17 protein-coding genes are annotated in these 17,015 nt (G+C 54.9%); 10 read left to right on the top strand and 7 right to left on the bottom strand.

What is annotated here, in order from left to right; translation table 11 throughout:
- The first annotated feature begins 4 nt into the window (after window positions 1-4).
- Window positions 5-676: a response regulator gene (locus tag D3P08_RS17025; protein WP_119600919.1), complete on the top strand. Its 672-nt coding sequence runs from the start codon at window positions 5-7 to the stop codon at window positions 674-676.
- Between the two features lie 125 nt (window positions 677-801).
- Here the strand turns inward: D3P08_RS17025 and D3P08_RS17020 are convergent, their stop codons facing one another.
- From D3P08_RS17020 to aroC, 3 genes are all read right to left on the bottom strand, one after another.
- Window positions 802-1,377, bottom strand: coding sequence for a YdcF family protein (locus D3P08_RS17020; protein WP_240647604.1), 576 nt, complete (start codon window positions 1,375-1,377; stop codon window positions 802-804).
- A gap of 397 nt (window positions 1,378-1,774) precedes the next feature.
- On the bottom strand, window positions 1,775-2,206 hold the full coding sequence (locus tag D3P08_RS17015; protein ID WP_119600918.1) for an NUDIX hydrolase: 432 nt from the start codon (window positions 2,204-2,206) through the stop codon (window positions 1,775-1,777).
- Between the two features lie 97 nt (window positions 2,207-2,303).
- The gene (gene aroC / locus D3P08_RS17010) at window positions 2,304-3,359 is read right to left on the bottom strand and encodes a chorismate synthase (RefSeq protein ID WP_119600917.1); all 1,056 of its coding nucleotides are present in this window, start codon (window positions 3,357-3,359) and stop codon (window positions 2,304-2,306) included.
- A 111-nt stretch (window positions 3,360-3,470) separates the two neighbouring features.
- On the opposite strand from aroC, the gene D3P08_RS17005 reads away from it, so the two are divergent.
- The 3 genes from D3P08_RS17005 to D3P08_RS16995 all read left to right on the top strand — a co-directional run bounded on the left by D3P08_RS17005 (window position 3,471) and on the right by D3P08_RS16995 (window position 7,349).
- Window positions 3,471-4,361: a LysR family transcriptional regulator gene (locus D3P08_RS17005; protein ID WP_119600916.1), complete on the top strand. Its 891-nt coding sequence runs from the start codon at window positions 3,471-3,473 to the stop codon at window positions 4,359-4,361.
- A 162-nt stretch (window positions 4,362-4,523) separates the two neighbouring features.
- Window positions 4,524-5,072, top strand: coding sequence for an NADPH-dependent FMN reductase (locus D3P08_RS17000; protein WP_119600915.1), 549 nt, complete (start codon window positions 4,524-4,526; stop codon window positions 5,070-5,072).
- A gap of 186 nt (window positions 5,073-5,258) precedes the next feature.
- Window positions 5,259-7,349, top strand: a complete 2,091-nt coding sequence (locus tag D3P08_RS16995; protein WP_119600914.1) for a transglycosylase domain-containing protein — start codon at window positions 5,259-5,261, stop codon at window positions 7,347-7,349.
- A 97-nt stretch (window positions 7,350-7,446) separates the two neighbouring features.
- Here D3P08_RS16995 and D3P08_RS16990 read toward each other — a convergent pair whose 3' ends face one another.
- Complete coding sequence (locus D3P08_RS16990; RefSeq protein ID WP_119600913.1) at window positions 7,447-7,980, bottom strand: YceI family protein; 534 nt, start codon at window positions 7,978-7,980, stop codon at window positions 7,447-7,449.
- A gap of 469 nt (window positions 7,981-8,449) precedes the next feature.
- Window positions 8,450-8,680: a hypothetical protein gene (locus tag D3P08_RS16985; protein ID WP_119600912.1), complete on the bottom strand. Its 231-nt coding sequence runs from the start codon at window positions 8,678-8,680 to the stop codon at window positions 8,450-8,452.
- Window positions 8,681-8,910: 230 nt separating this feature from the next.
- Here D3P08_RS16985 and D3P08_RS16980 point away from each other — a divergent pair, with 230 nt between their 5' ends.
- The 6 genes from D3P08_RS16980 to D3P08_RS16955 all read left to right on the top strand — a co-directional run bounded on the left by D3P08_RS16980 (window position 8,911) and on the right by D3P08_RS16955 (window position 16,160).
- Complete coding sequence (locus D3P08_RS16980) at window positions 8,911-11,064, top strand: multicopper oxidase family protein (protein ID WP_119600911.1); 2,154 nt, start codon at window positions 8,911-8,913, stop codon at window positions 11,062-11,064.
- A 62-nt stretch (window positions 11,065-11,126) separates the two neighbouring features.
- Window positions 11,127-11,627: a hypothetical protein gene (locus D3P08_RS16975; RefSeq protein ID WP_119600910.1), complete on the top strand. Its 501-nt coding sequence runs from the start codon at window positions 11,127-11,129 to the stop codon at window positions 11,625-11,627.
- A gap of 54 nt (window positions 11,628-11,681) precedes the next feature.
- On the top strand, window positions 11,682-12,173 hold the full coding sequence (locus D3P08_RS16970; RefSeq protein ID WP_119600909.1) for a hypothetical protein: 492 nt from the start codon (window positions 11,682-11,684) through the stop codon (window positions 12,171-12,173).
- Window positions 12,174-12,243: 70 nt separating this feature from the next.
- Window positions 12,244-14,535, top strand: a complete 2,292-nt coding sequence (locus D3P08_RS16965) for a PAS domain S-box protein (protein ID WP_240647602.1) — start codon at window positions 12,244-12,246, stop codon at window positions 14,533-14,535.
- Between the two features lie 20 nt (window positions 14,536-14,555).
- A complete protein-coding gene (locus D3P08_RS16960; protein WP_119600907.1) occupies window positions 14,556-15,263 on the top strand; it encodes a futalosine hydrolase in 708 nt (235 codons plus the stop codon).
- Window positions 15,264-15,311: 48 nt separating this feature from the next.
- Entirely contained in the window at window positions 15,312-16,160 is an 849-nt protein-coding gene (locus D3P08_RS16955; protein ID WP_119601035.1) for a 1,4-dihydroxy-6-naphtoate synthase, read from the top strand.
- Window positions 16,161-16,231: 71 nt separating this feature from the next.
- On the opposite strand, the gene D3P08_RS16950 is transcribed toward D3P08_RS16955, so the two are convergent.
- Both D3P08_RS16950 and D3P08_RS16945 read right to left on the bottom strand, forming a co-directional pair.
- Window positions 16,232-16,555, bottom strand: a complete 324-nt coding sequence (locus D3P08_RS16950) for an ArsR/SmtB family transcription factor (RefSeq protein WP_119600906.1) — start codon at window positions 16,553-16,555, stop codon at window positions 16,232-16,234.
- Window positions 16,556-16,981, bottom strand: a complete 426-nt coding sequence (locus D3P08_RS16945; protein ID WP_119600905.1) for an SRPBCC family protein — start codon at window positions 16,979-16,981, stop codon at window positions 16,556-16,558.
- Window positions 16,982-17,015: the final 34 nt, after the last annotated feature.

Genomic DNA, 17,015 nt, shown 5'->3' with positions numbered 1-17,015 from the left:
CGAGATGACGATACGCATTCTAATTGCCGATGATCATAAAATGGTGCGAAGAGGACTCCAGCTGTTTCTCTCCTCGCAGCCGGACATTCAAATCGTAGGCGAAGCGGCGACCGGACAAGAGGCGCTGGAGCTGGCAGCCGCGCTCCAACCCGACATCGTGCTGATGGATATTCACATGCCCGGCATGAGCGGAATCGAAGCAACGCAGCAGCTAACCGCCTCCCTGCCGAAAGTGAAGGTCATGATCCTCACCTCCTTCACGGATCAGGACCATGCCTTGCCCGCGATTCGCGCTGGGGCGAAGGGGTATCTGCTGAAGGATCTTGAGCCCGAGGAGCTCGTCCAGGCTGTGCGCCGGGTGCATGAGGGAAAGGTCGAGCTGCATCCCGATGTTGCGGGGCAGCTGATGAGCCAATATATGAGCCTCTATCAAGGTAACCCTGGCTCTGCCGATGAGCAGACGGACGATGTGCGTGAGCCGCTCACAAAACGCGAGCTTGAGGTGCTGCGGCTTATCGCAAGCGGCATGAACAACCGCGCCATCGCTGAAGCTCTCGTCATTACCGAAAAGACGGTGAAAACGCATGTTACGCATATTTTAAGCAAGCTGGACCTGGAGGATCGCACGCAGGCTGCGCTTTATGCGGTACGCCACGGGCTGGATAAGGAAGCTTGAGCATATGGCCGCGTTTGTTCGCGGCCTTTTTTTTGGGTGCATACGACTTGTTTAGGCGCTGAAGGATGCTTGGGTCGGAGCTGGTGCAGATTACGATGCGTTCTTTGGTTGTGCGAACCGCGCCATCACTTGAAAAGGAGATATTTGTAGTACGCCGGGAATTCTCTTAGGGTGGAATAAAAATCTCTGGACTCAAAAAAATCGGCATGTGCGGAGTATACTTCGCTTATATCCATTTTTTTAAAGGCCAGCTTTGTTCGGGACACATGAAAATATTGCGTAACGATCATTACGGAGTCTAGCTGTAATTCATCCATCAGCTTGCGCGCGTTTTGGGCGGTCATGTAGGAGTTGTACCCTTTGTTATCCTCGATAATTTTTTCTTCCGGTATTCCTTGATCGATTAAGTAAGCTTTCATAACCTTCGCCTCATCGAAGCCTTCTTTGCCGATACCGCCGCTGACGATGATCAAAGGAAAATAACCCTTGTCATAAAGCTCTGCGGACTTATCCAGCCTCGCTTGCAGCCGCTTGGAAGGCTGTCCGTTTCCTTCCACCTTATTGCCAAGCACAACGGCCGCGTCAACGGGCTTTATTTCATCATTCAGCCCATCGATGGCCACGAGAGCGGTATGAAAGACAAACCAGATGAAAAGACCTGCCGGCACAACAATAACGAATCGCTTCAGGAAAACGTTCAACGAATCACCTGCCCTCGAATATAAAAATGCCCGCGGTTCCGAGCCGCGGGAAGCCAAGCCATTCAATTCAATTCAATTTAATTCCTGCAATTGTGCAGCATTTTTAACCTAGTTCGATCCCATAAGCTTAAATTCATGCATTTGTGCAGGAATTTAAGCTTCCAGCCTCAACTTCGCCTGCCCGTCTAAAAAATTACTGCATATTTGCAAGATTTGTAACATTTATCTTCTCTTAACGCCGAAATTTCTGCATATTTGCAGTATTTCATTGCAGGCAGACGCAAGCTGTTCGCAATTAGACCGACGCTTTGAAGCCTGCTGCGCCGCATGCTCAGCCCTATTCCGTAGTTGAGAACATCAACTGTGAAGAAGAAGCAGCGCCGTGTAGAGCTTGCGCCTACTCCAGCCATTGACTCGGTCCAATGACGCGGAACAGCTTCCCGTCCCCCCTGCCGAGCGCGTCCATAATCCGATTATACGTAAAATCCTTCATCGGCCTAGGCAGCTCGTCCGCCGCGAAATAGCCGCATTCCAAAATTTCGGGCGAGCTCGGCTCCGGCTGCCTGCCGCTGTCGTGATGCGCGCGGAATACAAAGTGGTGCATGTCATAGACCGGATCATAATAAATGCCCGTCAGCTCGTCCGCTTTGACGATAAGCCCCGTCTCCTCGAGCACCTCTCGCTGCGCCGTCTCCTGCGCGGACTCGTTCGCCTCCGCTTTTCCGCCGGGCAAATCCCAATTCAGCTTGCCATAGCTATGCTTCACCAGCAATACGCGCCCATCCGAATCCGTAAGGATTGCCGCCGCCCCAATCCGTTTTTCCGCCATTCCCGCATCCCCTTTACCAGCCAGATTAGCCTACTCTACATGAGACGAGTCCAACTGGAAAAAGGTTACTCCCGCTCTAAAGCGCCGTGACGATGACCTACCCCAGCATGGCAGCCTGGCGCTTATAGTGATCCTCGAGCACCAAGCAAGCCATCGCTTCCACGACAGGCACAATTCTTGGACATATCGACGGGTCGTGCCGCCCGATTGTGCGAATTTCCTGCTCCTCGCCCTTCACGTTCATCGTGCGCTGCGGCAAGGAGATGGACGATGTCGGCTTCACCGCCACGCGGAACACGATTTCCTGTCCCGTGCTGATACCGCCGATAATGCCTCCGGCGTTATTCGTAAGGAAGCCGCTCGCGTCCATTTCGTCGTTATGCTCGCTTCCAAGCATCTCGGCTGCCGCAAAGCCCGCTCCGAACTCGATGCCCTTGACGGCGCCGATGGACAGCATCGCCTTCGCCAGCTCGGCATCCAGCTTATCGAATACCGGTTCCCCGAGACCTGGAACGACGCCGCGAATCCGGCATTCCACGATGCCCCCGCAGCTGTTCCCTTCGGCCGCAAGCTGCTCGACTCTTTTCACCATTTCTACGGCCGCCTCCGGATCGCATGCGCGAACCGGGTTCTTTTCGATCGCCTGCTCGTCGAACGTCTGACACTTAATGCCGCCCAGCTCTTTCGTATAGGCAACGATCTGAACGCCCCTGCGCTCCAGCAGCTTGCGCGCCACGGCGCCTCCGGCAACCCGCGCCGCAGTTTCTCTGCCTGACGCCCTGCCGCTGCCCCGATGGTCGCGAATGCCGTACTTTTGCAAGTAGGTGAAATCCGCATGACCCGGACGAAACGCCAGCTGAATGTCCGAGTACGCCTCCGGCCGCATGTCATGATTGTGCAATATAATGCTTAGCGGCGTGCCTGTTGTTTTCCCTTCGAATACGCCCGACAAAATATGAACGATATCGTATTCCTTCCGCGGCGTGGTCACCGAGGACTGCCCGGGCTTTCTCCGGTCCATTTGAACTTGGATGTCCTTCTCGTCGATTTCGACGCCGGGCGTAACCCCGTCAATAATGACGCCGATCGAGGCGCCGTGCGATTCGCCGAATGTCGTAATCCGGAACGCTTCGCCAAATGTATTTCCTGCCATGCTGTCATTCCCCATTTCGTTGTTCAAACTTGTTACTACTAGTATAATCAACGTAATGAAATAAATGAAATTGTAATTTTCTACTCTTGTAATAGAGGTGATCTATACCACATGTTTCAGCTCGAATGGTACCGCATCTTCCTGCATACCGCGCGCAAAGGCAATTTGACGAAAGCCGCGCAGGATCTCCATATTACCCAGCCGTCCGTAAGCTATGCGATAAAACAAATGGAGGAGGCGCTTGGTCTTAAGCTGTTTCACCGGTTGTCCAAAGGCGTAGAGCTTACGGAGGAAGGGCGCGTGCTGCTCAAATACGTCGAGCAATCCTTCACCCTGCTGGAAGCCGGGCAACGGCATTTGCAAGACTTAAAGCAGATGACGGAAGGGGAAATCCGGATCGGGGCCAGCGATTCCCTGATCAAATATTTGCTGCTGCCTCAGCTGAATCGATTCCACAGCGATTACCCCGGCATCCGCATCAGGCTGACCCCCGGCAAAACACCCGAAATCGCCCGTAAGCTAAAAGAAGGGCAAATCGACTTGGCCCTGGTCCGCCTGCCGATGGAAGATCCGATACTGGACGTACAAAGGCTGGCGGAGCTGGAGGATTGTTTTGTCGCAGGCGAGGCCTATAAGGAGCTGGCGGACCGGACCTTATCCGTCCGGGAGCTGGCGGAGCTGCCTTTGCTGTCCCATTCTCCGGGAAGCAGCACGCGCATTTTCGTAGAGCGGTGGTTTGCCGCAAGCGGCCTGACCGTGAGTCCCGACATCGAGCTTGGCAGCATCGACCTGCTGACCGAGTTCGCCAGGCTGGGCTACGGTGTCGCCTTCGTTCCTAAGCCTTTCGTGGAGGAGGAGCTGCGAAATGGCCTTCTGTTCGAACTGAAGCTGGATACCGCGCTGCCTTCCCGCAGCATCGGCATGGCGATTCGCAACGACACGCCGCTGTCTATCGCTGCGGAGCGGTTCGTCCAAATGCTTCGCGTAGCGGAGAACGGTTAGGCGCATCCTTCATCTAAGACCAAAGTCGTATTTCAGCTCCGACCACGGGCTAACGCGAGCTCCGGCCAAAATCAACCCTACAGACGACGCGTTCGTTCTTTATCTCATGTTACGATGGTTCCAGATTCAGGAACAACGAACCGTATAGAAGGGAAGATACCTATGAACATTATGATCATTGCAGGAAGCAACCATAAAGCTGCCACAAGCACCCGCTTGGCGGAATACGTAAGGGATGTCATTGCGGCCGAGGGCCACCAAGTTACGCTATTCGATTTGTACCGCAAGCCTTTGCCTTTTTACTCGCCGGATGGCGAATACGGCAGCACCGAGGCTATAAAAGAATTGCAGCAAGGCATGCATGCCGCGGATGCCGTTATATTGGCGACGCCCGAATATCATAGCGGAATTTCCGGCGTTCTGAAGAATGCGCTGGATCATCTCGGGCAGGACCACTTCCGCGGCAAGGCCGTCCTCTCCATGAGCTCCGCCGGCGGGTCTGTCGGCGTCAGCTCGCTGACGCAGCTGCAGACGATTGTGCGCAATTTGCACGGCATCAACTCGCCGGAGTGGATCTCCATCGGCGGCGCGCAGCGCAATTGGTTCTCGGAGCCTCATACCGACAACGAAGGCGCAGGCGGCGAAATTCTTGAACGGATCAAGCGCGTCACCCGCTCCTTCCTCGACCTTGCGGTACGCGTTCGCGGTTAAGCTTGACCGCCTATTAAACAAAGCGCCGACAGCCCAGTGGCTGCGGTGCTTTGTTATTTCCAACCAAATACATCATACCCGCGCATCTTTCCAATTTCCCCCGTATAGGTCCAAAACGACACAAACCGGGAGCGGCTTGCGAATATTTTTATGAATAGGCAGGTTTAATTGGGAGGACTCTTTAGCATGAAAACAGCAACAAGACATACTCGCCAAGGGCGGCGATTGCCTTGGAAAAAGATAATGATCTTAACCGGTCTGTTATTCGCGGTGTGCGTAGTTTCGTGTTGGGCCGGGATCCGAATGATGGTTGCGGCCCAGGATGTATCGCAATTAGATGAGCCGCTTCCGGCAGCTACCGTTCTTTTCGATGAGGATGGAGAGGAAGCGGTCGTCATCTCATTAAACGAGATCGAGCCGGTGACCTACGACAGGATACCGAAATCCATGCTCCATGCGATTATTGCGGTTGAAGACCGCCGCTTCTATGAACATGAGGGTATGGATGTATGGGGAATTGGCCGCGCACTCCTTCAAAACGTGACGGCCGGGCAAACCGTGCAGGGCGGCAGCACGATTACTCAGCAGCTCGCCAAAAACGTGTTTCTCTCCCACGAAAGGACCTTGAAGCGGAAATGGAACGAACTGCTCCTTGCCCAAAAAATCGAGGAACGTTACAGCAAAGATGAAATCATCACGATGTACCTCAATCAAATTTATTTCGGCGAAGGAGCGTGGGGAATTAAACGTGCGGCGGAGGTCTATTTCGGGAAACCGGTGGAGCAATTAACGACAGCCGAATCAGCCTTGCTGGCGGGGCTGGTTAAGGCGCCTTCCGTGCTTTCCCCTTACAAACGGCCGGAGCAGGCCATCGAGCGCCGAAATCTCGTCCTGCTGTTAATGAAAGATCAAGGACTTATTGATGAGCGGCAGTATGCCGCCGCCTTTCAGGAGCCTTTGACGCTGCGGGAGTCGAAACCGAACCGCACGGATGCCATTCAATACCCCTATTTCACGGATCTTGTTATCCGTGAAGCGGTAGACCGGTACGGATTGACGGAGAATGACGTGCTGCATGGCGGACTGCGAATTTTTACAACGCTTAATACGAAAATGCAAATTGCTGCGGAGCAAACCTTCAACGATGACAGCCTGTTCCCGCAAAGCATGGGGGACCAGCTCCTTCAGGCAGGAGCGGTCTTGGTTGATCCACGAGACGGCGGCGTTAAAGCGTTGGTCGGCGGTAGAGGCGCGCAGCCGTTCCGCGGGTTTAACCGCGCCGTTCAACTGAAACGGCAGCCCGGATCGACGATAAAGCCGATTGCGGTCTATACGCCGGCGCTGGAGAACGGCTTCCGGCCCGACACCCGGATCCTCGATGAACCGGTACAGTTCGGCACCTATGCGCCGAAAAACGTTGATCTCGCCTTTCACGGCAATGTAAGTCTCTATGAAGCGCTCATTCAGTCTTATAACATACCTGCCGTCAAGCTTCTGAACGAGCTCGGTATCGATAAGGGGATCGATGCCGCCTCCAGGTTCGGCATTTCACTCGGCGCGGAGGACCGAACGCTGGCTCTCGCGCTTGGAGGCACGAATACGGGCGTATCGCCTCTCCGAATGGCAGAAGCATACGGTGCTCTCGCTAACGACGGGGTACGTATGAGCAGCTACTCCATCCTTCGCATCGAATCGGCAGACGGCACCGTCCTGGCAGCACGCCCCGAGGAGGACGGAACCGTCGTCACTTCTCCCGAAATCGCGCGCACCATGACCGCTATGCTAAAGGGGGTTGTGACCGACGGCACCGGCAAAGGGGCGGCGATCGAAGGCAGAGAGGTCGCCGGGAAATCGGGAACGACTCAAATGCTGGGTGTTGAAGGGTACGGTGCGATGGACAATTGGTTTGTCGGCTACACGCCTCAGCTCGTGGGATCCGTCTGGCTCGGTTATGACAATCCGGATTCGAACCACTATTTGACGACATCTTCCTGGGCGGCGGCCGTTGTGTTTAATAAGCTGATGAGCAGCGCATTACAGGATGAGCCTGTTATGGCGTTCCCTGAATGGAAAGGCTTGAATATCGGCAAGCTGGACTCTGCCGCGAAGAACGATAGAGAAACGAAGCAGGAGGAAAAGCGGAATAAGGAGCAAGAGAAGGATAAGAAAAAACGAAAGAAGGAGGAAGAGAACAAAAAGAAGCGCGAGGAGAGGGAGAGAAAAAAAGAGGAGAAGAAAAACAAGAAAAGAAATAACGATGATGAGCACGATGATTGACCTGCTTCGACTTTCCTTGGCCGTTATTGCAGTTTCAAAGCAAAAAGGACCTGCGGTTTGCTTAAAGGCATTCCGCCGGTCCTTTTTTGTATATAAATTAAGCTTGCTGCAGAGCTTCGATCTCAAGCGAAATTTTCACTTCATCGCCGATTAGAACGCCGCCGGTTTCGAGAGCCGCGTTGTAAGTGAGGCCATAGTCGCTGCGTTTGATGGCGCCAGTCGCGCTGAAGCCGGCTTTCACGTTGCCCCAAGGGTCTTTGCCCGCGCCTTCGAATGTAACGTCGAAGGTTTCGGAGCGTGTTACGCCATGCAGGCTAACGTCGCCCGTTACCGCATATTCGCCTTCACCTGTTTTCGTGATCGCAGTCGCTTTGAACTCAAGCGTCGGATATTGCTCAACATTAAAGAAGTCCGCTGTTTTCAGATGCGCGTCGCGATCCGCGTTGCGCGTGTCCACGCTGCTCAGATCGATTTTGAAGGAGATGTCAGCCGATGTCAGATCGTTCTCGTCCGCTTCGATGTTTGCTTCGAACGTGTGGAACGTGCCTTTTACCTTCGCGATCATCATGTGTCTTACCGAAAAGTCTACCGAGCTGTGCGTTGCGTCTACTACCCATTTAGCTTTTGCCATGTTCAATAACCTCCGCTTTTTATAAGTTTACTAACTTTTAATAATTAACTAACGAATGTTTATGAATTTATCTTAAACTAAAGACATCTTGGCTGTCAACACTTTTTTATTGCCGCAATTCGTTCCATGGCTAACCGGGCTCTCTTACCACGCTTCCTCTTCAGTGCTTCATGCGGAGACGGCACGTTTCTGCGGGTTTACACGACTCAACCTTGCCTGCTCCTTATGAATAAGCAGGTTTTTGCAGCTTACTCGGCTCAACCTCTTACGCTCCGCTCGAATAAGCAGGTTTTTGCTGCTTACACATCTCAACCGCGCACGCTCCATACAAATGTTTTTACGGCTGCAGCACCCCACCCCCACCGCCGCCGTCACACCCCAAATGACCATCAAAAAAAGCTGCGCTTGCGGACGTTCGAAGGAACGTCTCTCAAGGGCAGCTTTTGGTTTATTATGAAAATCGTAATGATTATTCCGCTTCTTCTTCGGAGTCTTCCTCCTCGTCAGCTTCGGCTTCTTCCTCCGCCGACGCCGCTGCTTCCACCAGCTCTTCTTCGATTTCCACTTCCACTGCTTCCGCAGCTTCAGCTTGCGCTTCTTCAGCCTCCTCTGCCGCTTCTTCCGCGACAGGAGCGTCCTCCGATACCAATTCTACGGTCTCTTCAGCACCCTCTTGAACAATTTCTTGTTCTTGGCTCATATCTTTCACCTCCTACCATTTAATACCTTAATTGTAGCGGTTTCATAGGCACTGGAATAGAGGTGTAAAATGTCGTTTCATAGGAAGTTTTTCCGTATGGAAAGGTTTATGCGTTCTTGCAGCCCGAACCCCGACCGAGGTCTAGGAACAGATGCGTCTCACGGAGGTTACCCGTTTTTCTCTCTCGGGCTACGATAGAAACGAAAGATCGAACGGGAGGAATTGTCATTATGCTCAGCCTACTAATCCATGTCGAGCAAGCGAGCCTTTTTCTGCTGCTCCTCTTCAGCCTTATTGCCGCCAATAAGGCTGCTAAGCTGATATACAGTCATGCCGAACGAGAGCTGCACCGGAAAGCCCGCAAGCTGCGTTTCTGGATCGGTAGCCTGACGATATGGGGAGCGGCGGCAGTCGTTTCGGATATTGCGCTCGCGGCCGCGGCCCATCCCGTCTTTTGGCTCGACCGGCTGCTCATTCATGCTCCTCTGGCGCTCCTATCCATCTCCTCGCTTTGGCTGCTCGCTTGGCCAAGATTGAGAATGCTGCTCCTGCGCACCTCCGCCGCCACGGATCAAAAGCTGGATACGGCGCGCAGGCGGCATGCCACCGACCCGGCGCTGGTCGCCCCCTTCAAGCTGACGGCGCTTCTTGCGGCGGGCAATGTCTACTTCGTGCTATCGCCGCCGGTGCCGTTCAACCTGTTCGAAGCGGCAATGCCTATCACAACGCTGCTTGTCCTTGGCACTTTGCTATGGATGCATCAATCCAGCCGTAACGGAGCGGCGGCGGCTTCCGAGGCCGTCACGGCGTACCGCCCTTGGACGAGGCGCGCCCGCATGACTGGAATTGCAGCGGCCGCATGCGCCGTGCTTAGCGTCCCGATCCTCCTCGCGATGGACAGCAGCAAGCTCCCCGGCCGCATGAACATGGCGGAAGGCGCGGCGGAATACGGCATGACACGTGATGAAAACGGCAAGCTGGTCAAAACCGCCCTTCTATCACGGAATCATGCTCATGTAGCGCTGCCGGCTGCAGGGGCTGTCGGGGACGTTACCTCAGTAACCGAATTATCCGGTCCAAAAGAAGGAAAAGCGGATCGCCGCTTTGAACTGACCGCGAAGAAAGCGCAGGTTCAGCTGAGCTCGGGCAAGATTATTGACGCCTGGACCTACAACGGCGAGGCTCCCGGCCCGGAGCTGCGCGTACGCGAAGGCGAGCTTATCGAGGTGATCCTGCGCAACGAGGATATCGAGGACGGCGTAACGCTCCATTGGCACGGTCTCGACGTGCCAAACGCCGAGGACGGCGTCGCAGGCGCAACGCAGGAAGCGGTCATGCCGGGAGAAAGCTACACCTACCGATTCATCGCGGAGCAGGCCGGCACCTTCTGGTACCATTCGCATCAGCGCTCCAAGGAAGCCGTGGAGAAAGGGCTGTTCGGCGCGCTTATCGTCGAGCCGGCGGAAACGGGAAAAACGGCAACAGCCGCAATCGCCGGAACAGCGGCATCTGAAGATATCGTTGTCCTGACGCATATTTGGGACGGCGCAGGCACGGCCGTCGGCGGCCACGACACGCTGATCCGCAAAGCCATTCAGCCCGGCGCGACGGTTAAGCTCAGGCTCGTGAATACGGATAACTGGGTTCGCCGCGCGTACACGCTGACTGGCGCAAGCTTTAAAGTGACGGCCATTGACGGAACGGATCTGCATAACCCCGGCGAGCTTAAGAACGTCCGCTTGGTGCTGACAACCGGCGGACGCTACGATGTGGCATTCACCATGCCGGATCATCCCGTTTATCTCAGCGTGGACGGCGACCGCGAGCGCGGCTTGCTCATGAGCGCCGACGGCAAAGGGGATGTCCCGGTTACGACGGAGCCTTCGCAAAGCTTCGACCCGCTGCACTACGGCGAACCCGCGCCGGCGACTGTGGGCGCGGACAGCCGCTTCGATCGAGAGTTTACGATGATTTTAGATAATCGGCTGGCTTTTTATAACGGAATCCCCGCGCTCTATGATACAATCAATGGAAAAGTATTCCCGGAAACGCCAATGTTTGTGGTGAAGGAAGGCGAGCTCATCAAGACGACCATTATAAACCGCAGCGCCGTCGACCACCCGATGCATCTGCACGGCCATCATATGCTGGTGCTTTCGCGTAACGGCGAGCAGGCGACCGGCAGTCCCTGGTGGTCCGACACGCTGGATGTCGCCCCGGGCGATGTATACGAGGTCGCCTTTCCGGCGAATAATCCGGGACTATGGATGGATCATTGCCATAACCTGGTCCATGCCGCAGCCGGCATGACGATGCACCTTATGTACGAAGGCGTTACGTCTCCTTTTCAGATCGGCGACGAGTCGCATAATCATCCCGAGTAAAGCTCCATTTTGAATGAATGATCTCATCCTATATACTAATAAAGAACGGAGTGTTCAAAGAAATGAATATGAAAACAATCGGCGGGTCTCTCCTGCTTCTGCTCGGCATTGTCTTACTGCTTAATCAAGGCGAAACGTTCGGCCCCGGTCAAATTTTCGAATATTTTTGGCCGACGCTGTTCGTATTTCCCCTTGGGCTGTTCTTCCATTGGCTGTATTTCAGCATGACGCGCAGAGGCGTAGGACTACTCGTTCCGGGCGGCGTGCTCATTACGGTCGCGCTGGTATGTCAAACCGCCATGCTGTTCGACAGCTGGCAGTACATGTGGCCGGGCTTTATTCTGGCGCCTGCCGTCGGTTTGTTCGAGCTTTATTGGTTCGGCAACCGGAACAAGTGGCTGCTTATCCCGATTAATATTCTCACCGTCTTGTCGCTCCTATTCTTTGCAGTCTTCTCTTTAAGTTCGGTTATGAGCCAGCTGCTGTCAAAGTCGCCGTACTTCGCCATTATTCTGATTATCGCCGGCGGCGCGATCTTGACGCTTCGGAAGAAGACCGACTAAAGAGCCTCGAAGCCGCCGCGGCTTCAACGATGAAGGAGGTTCAACTTAATCCCTATGCTTACATTTGAACAAAAGCTTGCCATTATCGCGTCCTTTCCTGAGCTTCAGCGGAAGGACGTTTCGCTTGGGCGCGTTAATTTTCATTACGAGGAAAGCGCCCATGAGAAAAAAATCGTCGTCTACCATCTCCATCCGAACGGCAACGGCTTCGTCTTCGCCGGGCTGCTGGAAGATGTCGAGACGGACGCCAAAGGCTTCGTCAATATTCGCGAATTCAGCGAAGACGAGCTGCGCTCCTTGATCGCTCGCTCGATCGAGTCGCTCTCCGCTGCCGATGCTGAGGAGGAGCCGGACGTATCCTCGCAAGAGGAAGGCTATCGCCCTTCACGGGCGGAGTTCTGGCGGGGAGCCGGCGGCAGCCGGCTTACTTTGCTGTACCAAGACGATCTCTGGTACGTTTATGCGGGCAAAGAGCTGGATATGGCGTTCGAAACGCACGAGGAAGCGGTGCAATATTTGGCAGACGAAGGATTTCGACGCGAGTAGACAGGATTTCTCCCTCCCGCTGTCTAATTGTTGTAGGTAGACAACAATGCCGCATCCGGGAGGAACCTTCGTGTCGATCAAAGCCAAACTATCCTTGTCCATCTCCATCATCGTCACCATTATTCTCGTTTTGAATATTGCCTTCTCCTACATTTCGTCCAAAGCGACACAGGAGGCTGCGCTCGAGCATGAGAAGCAGTTGATCGCCAAGCAGCTTGTGCTGACCATTGAATCAATCGAGAATACAAGAAATGCGATGGATGCGGAGCTGGGAGAGAAGCTGCGAATCGCAGCAATCGCGGCAAAGCAAAGGCTCGACGCCGACATTCGTAACGTGAGCAATGAACAGCTTGTTCAGCTCAGCGAAGAGCTCGACCTTGACGACATTACGCTTTGGCAGTTAATTGACGGCGAGGTGAAGTCCGTCCGCTCCTCCAATCCCGACGAGCTCGGTTTAAGCTCGAAAAGCTGGGATTACTGGGATACCGCCTTCCATCAGCTTTTTGCTCTGGAGCCGGTGAACGTAGGCTGGGGACAGACGTATCCCCATTACTGGACAGGGCCGATTAACTACGCCACATCTAACCCTGCTCAAATTAACAAGTGGGGTTATTATTACGACGGCAGCACGAATTATATGATCAACACGATTATTAATACGGATGAGAACTTCAGCTACGATCTCGTGAACGGAACCAATGACATGATCGGCAAGCTGAAGGACCAGCGTGAAACGGTGCTGGAGATTACGGGCTTTGACCCGGAATATTTCGGCGAAGAACCCATCATTAAGATGAAAAAAGGCGTGCCTGTCTACAATTTGGACGTTCAGGCCATTCCGTTCGGCAGCTACGCCTTCCAAAATGCCAAGGATGCCGAGCTGATTCAATATGTGCTGGAAAACGGCGGGATGGCGAGCGGGCAATTTACCGCGAACGGCAAGGAAGTGCTGCGCACGTTCATTCCGATTCATGCAGGCAAACCTTATGTCATAGGCGTGGTGTTTGATAAAAAAGCGCTCGAGGAGCCGCTTCGGCATCAGCTGCTCATTCAAGCTCTGATCTCGTTCGGTCTCATTTTGTTCACGCTGGCTACCAGTTATTTCATCGCGGAATACATGCTCCGCTCGCTCAATCAGATCATGTACAAAGTCAACGCGATCGCCGCCGGCCAATTCGAGACCAAAATATCGATTCGGAACAAGGACGAGCTCGGCATGCTTGCTGAACGCGTTAACTCCATGGGCGTTAATCTGCTTCACTATACGACGCAGCTGAAAGATACGGCGCGGGAGCTTCGTAGCACGAAGCAATATCTCGAATCTTTCGTTAATCATACGTCCGATGCGATTCATCTTGTCGATCTGGACGGCAGAATCCAGCAAGTCAATTCCGCTTTTGAGGCCATCTACGGGTGGAGCGCCGACGAAATTATCGGCTCGCGGATTGACCATGTGCCGAAGGAGCATCTCTCCGCCCATGAGAGGCATATCGCGACCGTCATAGCCGGCGGCTCCGTTACGGACTACGAGACGGTTCATTATACGAAAAACGGCCAATTGATCGATGTCAGTCTGACGATATCCCCGATACGCGACGAACAGGAGAATATTATCGCGATCGCGACCATTACGCGGAATATTACGTCAAGGAAGCAGACCGAGGAGATGATTCGCCGCTCGGAGAAGCTGTCTGTCGTCGGACAGCTTGCAGCCGGCGTCGCGCACGAAATTCGCAACCCGCTGACGACGATTCGGGGTTTCATCCAGCTGCAGAAGCAGACCGGGCATCTCTCGCCTCAGCACTTGGATCTCGTCATGCTGGAGCTGGACCAAATCAATCGGATCGCCAGCGAATTTCTCGTCTTCGCCAAGCCGGAGGCTCCGCAAACGAGCTTACTGGATGTTGGCGACCTTCTACGCGATATGATGATGCTGATGGAGATGGAAGCAAGACAGAGTCATGTGGAGCTGACGCTTCATACGCTTTCCGATATCCCAGCCGTTCCCGGCGTCCGCAATCAGCTGAAGCAGGTATTCGTTAATGTCATGAAGAACGGCATTGAAGCGATGCCTGAAGGCGGCGCCGTTACGATCGAGCTGGATAACGACCCGTCTGGCGGCGAGGTGCTGATCCGATTCATCGACCAAGGGGTAGGCATTTCGCAGGAGGACCTGGCTAGAATCGGCGAGCCGTTCTTCTCCAGGAAGCAGGTCGGCAACGGCCTCGGCATCATGATCTGCCAGCAAATTATCGGCAATCACAACGGCAGCATGACCATTAGCAGCGAGCTTGGCAATGGCACTTGCGTCGAAGTCCGTCTTCCCGTATCCAAAGAAGATCCAGCTGAGCAAAATGATTAGCGGTTAAAGGAGTACACCCGATGTTGCAACAACACACAGAAGAACGTGGCACCGTCAAGACGCTTCCTCGCATACTTGTCGTAACGGCGGTTGATGCGGAACGCGACGCGGTGCTGCGCGGACTGCCCGATACATGCGCGGAGCGCATGGAGGTGATAAGCGCCGGCGTTGGTCCGGCAGCCGCAGCCGCAGCCGCAACAGCTGCGCTCCTGCGCGCGGCCGCCCCGTACGACCTTGTCATTAGCGCCGGGATCGGCGGCGGTTTTCCAGAGCGCGCGGCAATCGGCTCGCTTGTGCTCGCAAGCTCGATTGTGCAAGCCGACCTGGGAGCGGAGACGCCAGACGCCCCCGGCTTTATCAGCGTGGACGAGCTTGGCTTCGGCTCCTCGCGTGTCGACGCCGACACCGCATGGAATGCGCGGCTGCTAGCCGCCTTACGCAGCGCGGGGCTTGACGCCGCGCTCGCCCCTGCCCTGACCGTGTCATCGGCTACGGGGACGGCTGCGACGGCCGAACGCCGAGCCGGCCTTGTGCCTGGAGCCGCTTCGGAGGGCATGGAGGGCTACGGCGTCGCGGCGGCCGCCGCTCAGCTAGGCGTAGCCGTTACGGAGCTTCGCGCCATCTCGAATGCCGTCGGGCCAAGAGACCGGTCCGCCTGGCGGATCGGCGACGCGCTGCAGGCGCTGACTGCGGCATTCCGGGCTATCGCTGCGCACCTCTATCTTTAAAAATAAGGAGGGTTCATCATGACCTCGACATTAAACGAAAACAAAACGATGAATATCGCCTATTCCCCTTGCCCGAACGACACCTTTATTTTTCACGCATGGGCGCACGGGTTCGTTCCAGACGCTCCCGCTCTCAACGTGACCTATGCGGATATCGATATTACGAATCATCTCGCCGCGCGCCGCGAAGGGCCGGAAGTGATGAAAATATCGTATGCCGCTTTGCCTTGGGTATTATCCGATTACAAGCTGCTGCCATGCGGCGGCGCCCTCGGCCGGGGCTGCGGACCGCTCGTCTTAACGCAAGGAGCGGCAGATGGAGACGCGCCGCTTGACGCATCCGCCCTGTCCGGCAAGCGGGTCGCCGTTCCAAGCGAGCGCTCTACGGCTTACCTGTTATTCCGCTTATGGGCCGCCGCTCAGGTGCCTGGCGGCGTCGGCGAAATCGTCGTAATGCCGTTTGATCAAATTATGCCTGCGGTCCGGGACGGCCGAATCGACGCGGGACTCGTCATTCATGAAGCTCGTTTCACCTATCATACCTACGGACTTCGCATGCTGCAGGATCTCGGCAGCTGGTGGGAAGCCGATACGAGCCTGCCGATTCCGCTTGGCGCAATCATTGCCCGCCGGGATATGGACAGCGAGGCGATCTGCGGCTGGATCCGCGCTTCTCTCGATTATGCTTGGGCCCATCCGGAGGCTTCATCCGCATATGTGATGGAGCATGCGCAGGAGCTGTCCGCCGATGTTGCGAAGTCGCACATCGAGCTGTATGTTAATGCGTTCAGCCGCGACTTGGGCGAAGACGGCTACGGCGCAGTTGAAGCGCTGCTCGGACGAGCAGCCGAGCAAGGGCTTGTCCCGAAGTTCGATCTAAGCTTATTAAGAAAGTAAATATAAAATACCCGCAAGCGAAGCACTTCGAAGTGGCTTCGCCTGCGGGTATTTTCGGTTTTTCGGATAGGCTAATCGTCACTTTCCACATACAGCTTAAGAGCCGCCAGCTTGTTATCCCAATATTGCTCGAAATAAGCCAGCCAACGCTTAAGCTCGCGCAGCGGTTCGGCATCCAGCCTGTATCTGGTTTCCCTGCCTACTTTGCGGTCCTTCACCAGACCCGCTTCCGCCAATATGCGCAGATGCTTGGACACCGCCGTCCGGCTCATCGGGAATTGGTCGCTGAGCGCGGTTACAGGCAGCTCGCCGTCGCCAAGCAGATGAAGAAGCTTCCGCCGGGTCGGATCGGCGATCGCTTGGAATACATCATGCTTATGCAGCGCCTCGCCCATTTAGCCTTCGACCACCTGTACGAGTTTTTGCAAAATGCCAACCCAGCCGCCGGCCATTCTTTCGCGGACAACCGTATGCTTCTCGCCGAAGGCGGTCGCCGTATCCGCATCCCAGCCGCCGTGCGTAAGCGTAAATTTCGTCCCTTCTTCCGTTTCTTCCAGCTGGAACGTTACCGTCCAATCCTTGTCCCACGAAAAAACGAGCCGATGCGGCGGATCCAGCTCCAGCACTTTACACGGCGACTGACCGAACGGTCCCGCGTTCAAATGGAATTCATGCCCCAGCACCGGCTGAAAAGTGTTCGGCATAAACCATGCCGCAATACCTTCAGCTGTCGCGACGGCGTCCCACACTTTGCCGATTGGAGCCTTCAAGCTAACCGTCTTTACAACATCTTCTAATTGGCCATGCGCTTCGTTTGTCATCCTGTATTCCTCCTGATGGATTACTTCTTCATTA

The organism is Paenibacillus nanensis, assembly GCF_003583765.1.
Taxonomy (GTDB): Bacteria; Bacillota; Bacilli; order Paenibacillales; family Paenibacillaceae; genus Pristimantibacillus; species Pristimantibacillus nanensis.
Note: the sequence above shows the minus strand (reverse complement) of the source record. Positions and strands in the feature narration are given on the sequence as shown.

Coding starts and splice junctions, on each gene's coding strand:
- D3P08_RS16950 (WP_119600906.1), bottom strand. CDS start 16,555: ATGGGCGAGGCGCTGCATAAGCATGATGTATTCCAAGCGATCGCCGAT.
- D3P08_RS16980 (WP_119600911.1), top strand. CDS start 8,911: ATGCTCAGCCTACTAATCCATGTCGAGCAAGCGAGCCTTTTTCTGCTG.
- D3P08_RS16955 (WP_119601035.1), top strand. CDS start 15,312: ATGAATATCGCCTATTCCCCTTGCCCGAACGACACCTTTATTTTTCAC.
- D3P08_RS16985 (WP_119600912.1), bottom strand. CDS start 8,680: ATGAGCCAAGAACAAGAAATTGTTCAAGAGGGTGCTGAAGAGACCGTA.
- D3P08_RS16990 (WP_119600913.1), bottom strand. CDS start 7,980: ATGGCAAAAGCTAAATGGGTAGTAGACGCAACGCACAGCTCGGTAGAC.
- D3P08_RS16945 (WP_119600905.1), bottom strand. CDS start 16,981: ATGACAAACGAAGCGCATGGCCAATTAGAAGATGTTGTAAAGACGGTT.
- D3P08_RS16975 (WP_119600910.1), top strand. CDS start 11,127: ATGAATATGAAAACAATCGGCGGGTCTCTCCTGCTTCTGCTCGGCATT.
- D3P08_RS16960 (WP_119600907.1), top strand. CDS start 14,556: ATGTTGCAACAACACACAGAAGAACGTGGCACCGTCAAGACGCTTCCT.
- D3P08_RS17015 (WP_119600918.1), bottom strand. CDS start 2,206: ATGGCGGAAAAACGGATTGGGGCGGCGGCAATCCTTACGGATTCGGAT.
- D3P08_RS16995 (WP_119600914.1), top strand. CDS start 5,259: ATGAAAACAGCAACAAGACATACTCGCCAAGGGCGGCGATTGCCTTGG.
- aroC (WP_119600917.1), bottom strand. CDS start 3,359: ATGGCAGGAAATACATTTGGCGAAGCGTTCCGGATTACGACATTCGGC.
- D3P08_RS17000 (WP_119600915.1), top strand. CDS start 4,524: ATGAACATTATGATCATTGCAGGAAGCAACCATAAAGCTGCCACAAGC.
- D3P08_RS16970 (WP_119600909.1), top strand. CDS start 11,682: ATGCTTACATTTGAACAAAAGCTTGCCATTATCGCGTCCTTTCCTGAG.
- D3P08_RS17025 (WP_119600919.1), top strand. CDS start 5: ATGACGATACGCATTCTAATTGCCGATGATCATAAAATGGTGCGAAGA.
- D3P08_RS17005 (WP_119600916.1), top strand. CDS start 3,471: ATGTTTCAGCTCGAATGGTACCGCATCTTCCTGCATACCGCGCGCAAA.